The following is a 9,742-nucleotide window of genomic DNA, read 5'->3' as shown; positions in this document are numbered from 1 at the left end:
CAGACCCGGCTCAACTCCTACCACCGACCCGAACGGCTCCTCCGCCCACCCGACGACCCGCCACCCCCCGGCCACACCGACACCACACCGCCCGAATCAGACCAGCCCAGCCAGGACGGCGACCGGCGCGGCCACACCGACGCGTCGCCACCCACGCCCACCGACGAACCCGGCCAACCCGGCGGACCCGCACCACCCGACGACCAAGCCGCCTGACAGCCACCCCGCCCGATGACCACCCCGCCTGAGGGCCGCGGCATTCGAACCCAGCAGCGCAACGCTGAAACATCCAACCGGGTGGGAATTACCGGCTCGTCTCGAGGCCATCTGATCTTGATGCCATCTGATCTTGTGGCCATCTGACGCCGGGACCTCTTCGCTCCCAACGGGTGAGTCCTACTTACAGCGTTTCGGTGTCCGCCGTCCCGCTCGCGGTATGGATCCTTGCGGCGGTCGACATCAGTAGCGAGTCAACAATGCCGTTCGACAATGGACGGGTGTTCGACGTCGATCGACCCGGCCGAACTACTGACCGCAACCACAACAACAGCCCCGGCCGAAGGCCCGGGAATCTGTCACGATGACGCGACTCACGTGTAACCCATGACTCGGTTCCGGCCGCCTCCGCCGGATGGACCTCGATCAGACGATTGATTGGTAGCGTCACCCCCGTGCGCACCGGGGACGACAGTTGGGACATCACCACCAGCGTCGGCTGGACGGCGCTCTTCGTTGCTGCGGCAAGGGCATTGGAGGCACACAAACCCGCCCCGCTGGCCGTCGACCCATACGCCGAACTCTTCTGCCGGGCGGTCGGTGGCACCTGGTCAGCCGTCCTCGACGGCACGGATCCCGAGAACCTGCTCGCGACCCGATTCGGCGACTACTGCGCCAGCTTTCAAGGAGCACGGACCCGGTTCTTCGATGACTACTTCGCGGCCGCAGCAGACGCGGGTGTGCGCCAGGTGGTCATTGTCGCGGCCGGCCTTGACTCGCGCGCATACCGGTTAAGTTGGCCCGACACCACCGTGGTCTACGAGCTGGACCGCGAGCCGGTACTGGCGTTCAAACGCGACGTGTTGAACCGCCACGGTGCCACCCCGACCGCCGATCGCCGCGAGGTCGCCGTGGATCTGCGCCGCGACTGGCCTTCGGCACTGCAGAGCCACGGCTTCGATCCCGGCCGCGCGTCGGCCTGGCTCGCCGAGGGCCTCATGATGTACCTGCCCGCTACTGCCCAGGAGGCGCTCCTGGACGGAATCGACAGCTTGGCCGCGCAGGGCAGTCACGCCGCGATCGAGGACGCCGTCCCGTTCGACGACGAATACTTCGCCGCCCGCCTGCGGGATGAGATCGCCGCGGGCGATGCCGCAGTACCGCTGTTTCAGCTCATCTACAACGAGCGCTGCGCACCCGCCGACGAGTGGTTCGCCGCGCGCGGTTGGACCGCGAATGCCACGTCGCTGATCGAGTACCTGAGCGCGGTGGGCCGACCGATCGACCCGGCCGATCCGGAGGCGAGTCCGATGATCGGGACGGTGACGATGGTGACCGCGGCCCGTACCCACTAGCTGAACCTGAGCGGACGAGAAGCTGCAACGGCTCGTGCGGGCCGTCGACGCCCATGTGTCCAAAAAGATTGAAGCTAAGGGGAATCGAACTCGGAACAGAAATCGGGTTGACCAGTGGAAAAACGGAAATCGACCACGCGAACGACGCAAGAGTACGCGAAACGACGTGCCGGAACGCCGAAGGTTGTTCACGGCGCATGCAGGTCATGGCGTTGAGTCTGTTGACCGGTGAAAGTCTGGATGGGTTCTCCTGCGCACCCACTGCATACCGGGCCGGTGTCGGTATAGCTGGTGGCAAACTCAAGGTCAGCAAACAGGAGGATATTCCTGCGCGGCGAATGACACCGCTTGCGTGAAGAACACCCTTGGATTGCCACGGCCTACCTGAGCCGTGATCGCGCACCGGGAACCTCTAGCAGGATACGGCTAGAGCCGGCTCGGCCTGCGCTGCATCTGCCGGCCCGAGCGCGCGGGATCCGACCGCGGCGTGCAATAGGTCGAGCTCGTCGACCATCGCGTCGATGATTGCCTCCACATCGGGCACCTGCTCGGGATCGGCCAGTATTCCGATGGTCAACTTGTCGAACGAGCCCACCACAGTGATGTTGAGCCCCTGTCCGTCTGCGATCGTCGACAACGGATAGACCGCGTCCAGGCGCGCACCGCCGATGTACATCTCCACCGGCGGTCCCGGCACGTTGGAGACGAACAGATTCAACGGCCGAACACGCTCGAGCAGCCGCACGCGACTCGCCAGCCGGCTGATCCGCGTGGCGACGGCGGGCATTGTGCATTCCGCGATATCGGTGAGCACGTCAGTGGGCATGGCATGGAACTGCTCCTTGGCTGCCCCCATGGCTTCGTGCGCGGCGCGGAGTCGCTCGGCGGGGGTGCACAGATGCGTCGGTAGCGGCGCGACGACTTTGGACAACTGGTTGCCCTCGGTCGCCGTGTGCTCGTCGGTGCGGGTGGACACCGGCACCCCGGCCAGCAGCGGGCCGGCGGGAAGCGCGTGGTGATCACTGAGCCACCTGCGCAGCGCCCCAGCGCACAACGCCAAAACCACGTCATTGACGGTGACCCCGGCGCAGTTCTTGACCTGCTCCACCCGGCTGATCGGCACACTCCCGAAGGCCCACCGCCGACGCGGCCCGAGCATCTTGTTGAACGGCGTAGGCGGCGCCAAGAACCGCCGACACGCCGGGCCGCCGACCAGGCCAGGCAGCAGCCCCAGCACGTCCGCGGAAAGCCGCGCAAGACGACGTGGTTGCCGGGCCGCCGAGCCCACACTGTGGGCCAAGAGCCACAGCGCGCCGGGCTCGGTGTCCGGGCGCCACGGGTCCACGACCGGTGCCTCGTCGGGCTGCGGCGCCAGGTCCAACAGCGCAACAAGCAGATTGCTGCCCGCTACACCGTCGATCGCGGCATGGTGAACCTTCATGTAGACGGCCTGCTGGCCGGAGGCGAAACCGTGTATCAGGTGGATCTGCCACAACGGGCGGGTACGGTCCAGCGGCCGCTCGTGTAAGCCGGCGACCGCAGCGGCCAATTGGCGGTCGTTTCCCGGTGCGGGCAAGGTCAACTCGCCGACGTGGAACTCGATGTCGAAGTCTGGGTCCTCGACCCAGTACGGCTGATCCAAGCCGAACGGCACCTCGGCCAGCCGCCGCCGAAACGGCGGAAGCAGAGGGAGCTTGGACGCTACGAGTTCGGTGAGCTTCTGCAGGCTCAGTGCCGGACCGCCGGCCGGCGGGTCGATCACACACACGCAGCCCAGGTGGGTGGCCACCGTGGCCGAGTCCAGGGCCAAATAGGTTGCATCCAGACCGCTCAGTTGTCGCATCGAAATCCCTTACTTCCCAATATGGCCCAGTCGACCTCCGCCGATTTCGTGGACCGCAGTATCTGAGTGATCAGTTCACGATCGGCCTGGGGGATGCAGATTTCCCCCACGGTCGGGTCGACGCTGCCGGCGTCAGTAGCGGCATATCGCATTGCTCACGCTCCCATTCTCGCTGGTGTGAATCCTGCTCTGGTAGTGACACTTTCAACACAGATGCCGGTCCTCGGGCCCGAACCGGCGGCGCTGCCGCGGTGTCGGGAGCGCGCGGCGCCGTCGGGCAGCATCGCGCGTCGGATGGCGTCGTTGACGGTGTCCGGCGCCTCACTGGGCAGCATGTGGCCGGCGCCGGGAAGGTGCACGTGCACAGCGCCGGGGATCGCGTCGGCCAGTTCCCGCGCATGCGTTTCCGGCGTGAGCGGGTCGGCACCACCGCTGACGACGACGGTGTTCGCGCCGATGTCAGGCAGGCTCGGATGCTGGTCGAACTCACGCAGCGCGGGCACGAATCCGGCCGCCGTCGGTACCGGTGTGGTGGCCGCCGCCTCAGCGACTTTCGCCAGCATGACGCGCTGCGCCGGAAAGATCTTGCCCAGCGTCGAGCACACCGGCCCGACGAGGGCCTCGAGGGCCTGCTTAGGGATATGGTTGATGAGCCCGAGCAGCGCCCCGGCACCCGGGGTAGCCAACAGTCGTCCCAGACCTCGTTCCGCGAGCTTGCCAGCCGCGGTGGTGACCAGAACGAGGCCGTGCGGATCGACGGGTCGATCGGATTCGGAGCGAGCGAGGTAGGCCAGCGCCACCATCCCGCCCATCGAATGGCCGACCAGGGTCGTCGGGCCGACGACCTCGAGCGCCTCCAGGATGTCGGCCAGGTCGCCGGCCAGTCGCTCGATGCGGTAACTCTCGGCCGCTGCACGGTCGGATCTGCCGTGGCCCCGGTGGTCGTAGGTGATGACGCGGATGTCGCCGTCGTCGCGGCCCAGCAGGTGGTCGAGCTGGAGCGACCACACCTCATCGCTGACGCACAGCCCGTGAAGCAGCACGACGGTGTGGCGCGCCACCCGGGTGCCGTAGTCGCGCACGGCGAGTCGGACGCCATCGCCGGTCATCACGCTCACGTCGGTGTGCCGGTGCCGGGGCGGGTTGTTCACCCGACTGCGTTCACTTTCCATGACAGCCAGGGTCGCCAGCGTGGATGAGAGCAACCGGGTCCGATTCATTAAAGAGCTGTCATCTATCGCTCATCGCCCCACCATCGACAGCCCGCAAGCTTCGTAGTATGACCACGGCGCCCACGGATCATCTGCACGCGATGCCCGGCCCGCAGCGGCGCAACTTCGGGCTCTTCCTCACCAGCCAGGTCGCGTCGCAGTCGGGCACCTGGCTGCAGTTCGTGGCGCTGGCGTGGCTGGCCGCCGAACTGACCAGCAGCGCCGCCACTCTCGGCTGGGTCGCGGTCGCCACCTTCGGGCCGCTGCTGGTGCTGGGGCCCTGGACAGGCACCCTGGCCGACCGTGTGGACAAACATCGCCTGCTCATCGCATCCCAGATCCTGGTGGTCGGCCAGGCCGTCGCCCTGGGCGTGCTGGTACTCACCGGAGCCACCACGGTGGCGGCGGTGTACTGGCTCACCCTGGTGTACGGCGTCATCCACGCCGTCGAAACCCCGGTCCGGCGCGCGTTCGTCGCCGAACTCGTTGACGAGGAACGGATTCCGCATGCGGTCAGCCTCACCAGCGTGATCGCCGCCATCGGCCGGGTGCTGGGACCCCTGTTCGCCGGCGCCCTGATCGCCTGGACGGGCATCGGCTGGTGCTTCATCGCCAATGCCGTCAGCTATCTGATCGCGCTGGCTGTCCTGCTGCCGGTACATCGCGGGGCACTACACATCACCGTGGCGTCCCGGGAAGCCGGGGCGGTGCGGGCGGGCCTGCGGTACGCCTGGAGCGTGCCGGAACTTCGGATCGCACTGCTGCTGACCGGCGTCGTCGCCACCTTCGGGTTCAACCACCAGGTGCTCATTCCGATGCTGGCGCACCACACGTTCAGCGGCGGCGCCGGAACATACACGCTGCTCTACGCCGCGATCAGCGCCGGGTCGGTGCTCGGAGCCCTGTCGGTGGCCCGTCGCCGCGAGATCGACCTACGGTTCCTCGCCCACGCAATCATCGCCTTCGCGTTGGCCAACGGCCTACTGGCGATCTCGCCGAACCTGGTGCTGGCGGTGATCGCCGGCTTCGCCACCGGCGCCGCCGCATTGCTCTTCGTCACCGCCGCGACCACACTGCTGCAGCAGCGCTGCGCGCCCGCGATGCGTGGTCGGGTCATGGCACTGTCCGCGATGGTGCTCCTCGGTGCAGTGCCCATCGGGGCGCCCCTCATCGGCTGGATCGCGGACTTCGCCGGCACCCGCACCGCAGTTGCCACCGGGTCGGTCGGCGCCCTGCTCGCCGGCACCGTCGTGCTGCGACACCTCAAGTCCCACAACCCCAACCCGATGCCATGCGCACGAGTCCTCCTGGCGCCAGCCTGACCGGTCTGCCGGCGTGCAGGCCGGTCAGTCCGGTCGAAGATCAGCCACCGCAGCCCCGCCTCCGGCCGGTCACGTCGATGCGAGCGTTGGCGGCGCCTGACCCAATCGCGAGCTACTACCAGCGCGATGAAAGGCGTGGTCGGTGTTCCTGCGGGAAGCAGAATTGCCCAACGTTGAAGGTGCTGAAGGTCTTGAGCGACCCATGGTTAGTCAACCGCTTCGTGGACTACAGCCTTCGCGACAGGGGCAGGAACAACGCCTACCCCCACAGCGAGACCGACACGCCGCGGGTGCACCGACGCGGTACCGCGTGTGTGCCGACGCGGTACCGCGTGTGTGCCGAAACGGGCGACTGTAACAGAGCCCGATCGAGCCCGGTCCACCGATCGCCTCGTTTCGGATCGTGCCGGATCGACCTTCCGTAAGATTCGTCCCGGCCGGCAAACAAGCTGGTCAGTCCAGCGGGGAGGACGGAACCTGTCGTGGCGCTCATTCCCTTGAACTCGATCTGTCAGCATTCCGGCGAATCCGGAAGACGGCGCGTCACCAGTCAGTACCGATGCGGCGAGGCCTGCTCGCGGCCACCGAGCAACACCAGCGACAACGAGTACTTCGGCGACATCGCCAAAGCGGTGTCGCGGCGAACGGTGCTGCGCGCCGGCGCGATCATGGTCTTGTCGGTCAGCGCCGCGTCGGCGGTGGCGGCGTGTTCGCGCGGCGACGGGCAATCCGCGACACCGACCGGCGCGCCGGCGCAAGGCCCGGATGCCGCGCCACCCTCACCGGGCCTGAACTTCGCCGCGGTGGCCCCCAATACCGAAGACGCGGTGGTGATTCCGGAGGGCTACCGCCAGGCGGTGGTGATCCGCTGGGGTGACCCGGTGCTGCCCGAAGCGCCCGAGTGGGATGTCAACGCCCAAACGGGCGCCGCCCAGGCGCTGCAGTTCGGATTCAACAACGACTTCGCGGCCCTGATGCCGCTCGACGAGGTGCCGGGACACTCGCTGTTCGTGATCAGCCACGAGTACACCGACGAACTGTTCATGTTCCCGGGCTTTGACCCGGAGAGTTATACCCGCGGTCAGTTCGAGGTCTGCAAGGCCGCGCACGGATTGTCCGTGCTCGAGGTCGAACCCGGCTCGGACGGCGGGCTGAACCCGTTGATCGGGCGCTACAACCGCAGGCTCACCGCCGACTCGCCGTTCGTCCTGGCCGGACCCGCCGCCGGAAGCCCGTTGACCAAGACGAAAGACGACCCGACCGGACGAGAGGTGCTCGGCACCTTACACAACTGCTCCGGCGGGGTGACCCCGTGGGGCACGATCCTGTCCGGTGAGGAGAACTTCAACAGGTACTTCGGGGTGCCCAAGGGCCAGCAGGCCTCGATCGACCCGGTCACCCTGGACCGGTTGAAGCGCTACGGCATGGAAGAGGGGCCGAGCCGGCGCCAATGGGAACGGTTCGAGGCCCGCTTCAATCTGCGCGACGAGCTCAACGAGACCAACCGGTTCGGTTACATCGTCGAGCTGGACCCCTACGACCCGTCGTCCACCCCGGTCAAGCACACCGCGCTGGGCCGGTCTCAGCACGAGGGTGCCAACATCTGGGTCACCGACGACGGGACCGTGGTGGCCTACAGCGGCGACGACGAAACCTTCGAGTACATGTACAAGTTCCTGTCCAGCAAGAAGATCCAGCCCGGCCGTGATCCGGCCGCGCTGGCCCACAACATGACCATCCTCGACGAGGGCACGCTCTACGTCGCCAAACTGAGCGGCAACGCGCCACCGGAAGAGATCAACGGCTCCGGCACGTTGCCCAGCAGCGGATCGTTCAGCGGCACCGGCACCTGGATCCCACTGTTACGGGCACTGCCCGACGGGGCCGGGGAATCGATGGTCCCCGGCATGAGCGCCGCCGAGGTCGCGGTCTACACCCGAATCGCCGGCGACAAGGTCGGTGCGACCAAGATGGACCGCCCCGAAGATTTCGAGGCCAGCCCCAAGACCGGCAAAGTGTACGTGGCCCTGACCAAGAACAGCCTCCGCGGAACCGACCAGGAGCTCGCCGTCGACGAGTCCAACCCCCGGGTGGAGAACAAGAACGGTCAGGTCCTCGAGCTCATCGACAACCACGCCGGCACCGACTTCACCTGGAATCTGCTGCTGGTGTGCGGTGATCCGGAGGCCGCCGACTCCTACTACGGAGGTTTCGACAAGAGCCAGGTCAGCCCCATCTCCTGCCCGGACAACCTGGCCTTCGACAGCTTCGGCAACCTCTGGATCGCCACCGACGGTAACGCGCTGAACGCCAACGACGGACTGTTCGCGGTCGTGCTGGAAGGCCCCAACCGCGGCGAGACCAAACAGTTCCTCACCGTGCCGATCGCCGGGGAGACCTGTGGACCCGTGGTGACCGACGACCTGGTGACCGTGTGCGTGCAGCACCCCGGCGAAGGCGACGAACACAGCCTGGACAACCCGCTGTCACATTGGCCCGACGGCGGCGATGCGCCGGCGCGGCCCTCGGTGGTCGCGGTGTGGAACCCGAACGGCCGAATCGGCGTCTGACCCGACCCCGCGTCGGTCGCCACCATCGCGTGCATCGACCCCGCGCAACCGGGATCACCTTGCCGCGAAGATCGGATCACGATGCTTCACAGAGCCTTTCGCGCTGACGAACCCTACCGAACCAGGAGGCTCCCACCGACATCGTGACAACGGCCGCGCCGACGGTGACCGCCAGCACCTCAACGGAGCGACTGGAGTTCTCAAGAGCGACAATCGGCAACGTCAAACGTCAAACGTCAAACGCCTCGTACTCTCGGCATATACGAACGATTATCGTTGACCAACAGGAACCGGCAAACCCCACTTGGTTGCTCTACGTCCTTCTGTCTCAGCACTTTAGATGGATTTGAAAGATCCCCGACGCTGGCACTTGAACCGTCCCGCGTTTGATGACCGTGGTGGTCTCATGCGGACAGTTGTGGGGGTAGTGCAAGCACGTCTGCTCATAGAACTCGCGCGGGTCACTCCAAAACGCTTGCCGACAAGGCGAAGGGGTCAAAATTCACCCGTCGACACGGGGTTGCATCCGGGCACCGTCGCGCACCCGCACCGGCAGGTGGGAAACCCCACGACTGGGCGGCCCGCTGCTTGCGGGCTGGGGTGGCGCGGCGGACGCTGTGCTGGCCGGTCCGCCGCGCCACCTTTTCGTCGAGCTTCAGCTTTCACACCAGCCCCGCGATTTGCACCAAGTAGATCAGCATTTCCGCCATGATCAATCCTTCCATTCACCTGTTTCCCCGCGTATTTCGCGGTCAATACCCAGATTTCCGGCCCAACGTGACCGCTGCGCGAGATGGACGTGAGCGTTCTCTCATGCTGGACTGGCCCGTATCGGGTAGAAGTTGCCACCTCCAGTGTCCGGCGTCTGAATCTCGTTTACGGGTATGGGGCAGGATTTCATCTGCGGTCTTGGTCCACACGAATGGTGGCAGCGCTGGTTCCAGCCGTCGATGAAGGCACCGACGGCCGCGAGGAGTTCTTTGAAGCTGTCGAAGGAGCCGCGCCGAATGGCTTCGCGGTGATGATCGAGAAGACACCTCGACCAGGTCGAGCCAGGATCCTGATGTTGGGGTGAAATGCAGTGTGATCCTGAGGTTCTTGTCCAGCCACGTGCTGATGTCGGCGTGTTTGTGGGTGTGGTAGTTGTCGCAGACGACGTGCAGGCGCCGGCGTGGGTAGGCGCGGGCGACGGTCTTGAGGACGTCGAGGAACTCGGCTTTGCCGT

The 9,742-nt window shown here is 66.3% G+C and carries 5 protein-coding genes and 2 pseudogenes; 4 read left to right on the top strand and 3 right to left on the bottom strand.

The features are described 5' to 3' along the window. Positions 1 to 216: pseudogene (locus JDV09_RS19085) on the top strand (HNH endonuclease signature motif containing protein); the annotation flags it as partial. 455 nt (positions 217 to 671) lie between these two features. Next, a complete protein-coding gene (locus JDV09_RS19080) occupies positions 672 to 1,571 on the top strand; it encodes an SAM-dependent methyltransferase (protein ID WP_221370713.1) in 900 nt (299 codons plus the stop codon). Positions 1,572 to 1,983: 412 nt separating this feature from the next. On the opposite strand, the gene JDV09_RS19075 is transcribed toward JDV09_RS19080, so the two are convergent. Continuing rightward, positions 1,984 to 3,414, bottom strand: a complete 1,431-nt coding sequence (locus JDV09_RS19075) for a WS/DGAT/MGAT family O-acyltransferase (RefSeq protein ID WP_221370712.1) — start codon at positions 3,412 to 3,414, stop codon at positions 1,984 to 1,986. 155 nt (positions 3,415 to 3,569) lie between these two features. Then, a complete protein-coding gene (locus JDV09_RS19070; protein WP_221370711.1) occupies positions 3,570 to 4,586 on the bottom strand; it encodes an alpha/beta fold hydrolase in 1,017 nt (338 codons plus the stop codon). 107 nt (positions 4,587 to 4,693) lie between these two features. Between JDV09_RS19070 and JDV09_RS19065 the strand changes: the two genes are divergently transcribed. Both JDV09_RS19065 and JDV09_RS19060 read left to right on the top strand, forming a co-directional pair. Further along, positions 4,694 to 5,947 carry an MFS transporter gene (locus tag JDV09_RS19065; protein WP_221370710.1) on the top strand — a complete coding sequence of 418 codons (1,254 nt, stop codon included), beginning with the start codon at positions 4,694 to 4,696 and terminating at the stop codon, positions 5,945 to 5,947. Between the two features lie 482 nt (positions 5,948 to 6,429). Beyond that, the gene (locus JDV09_RS19060) at positions 6,430 to 8,517 is read left to right on the top strand and encodes a PhoX family protein (protein ID WP_221370709.1); all 2,088 of its coding nucleotides are present in this window, start codon (positions 6,430 to 6,432) and stop codon (positions 8,515 to 8,517) included. A gap of 854 nt (positions 8,518 to 9,371) precedes the next feature. On the opposite strand, the pseudogene JDV09_RS19055 reads toward JDV09_RS19060, so the two are convergent. Beyond that, positions 9,372 to 9,742 (bottom strand): annotated as a pseudogene (locus tag JDV09_RS19055) (transposase); the annotation flags it as partial.

It is taken from the genome of Mycolicibacterium xanthum (genome assembly GCF_019710635.1).
GTDB lineage: Bacteria > Actinomycetota > Actinomycetes > Mycobacteriales > Mycobacteriaceae > Mycobacterium > Mycobacterium xanthum.
Note: the sequence above shows the minus strand (reverse complement) of the source record. Positions and strands in the feature narration are given on the sequence as shown.

Excerpts from the sequence above, each read along its gene's own strand:
- JDV09_RS19075 (WP_221370712.1), bottom strand. The coding sequence starts at position 3,414 with ATGCGACAACTGAGCGGTCTGGATGCAACCTATTTGGCCCTGGACTCG.
- JDV09_RS19070 (WP_221370711.1), bottom strand. The coding sequence starts at position 4,586 with ATGGAAAGTGAACGCAGTCGGGTGAACAACCCGCCCCGGCACCGGCAC.
- JDV09_RS19065 (WP_221370710.1), top strand. The coding sequence starts at position 4,694 with ATGACCACGGCGCCCACGGATCATCTGCACGCGATGCCCGGCCCGCAG.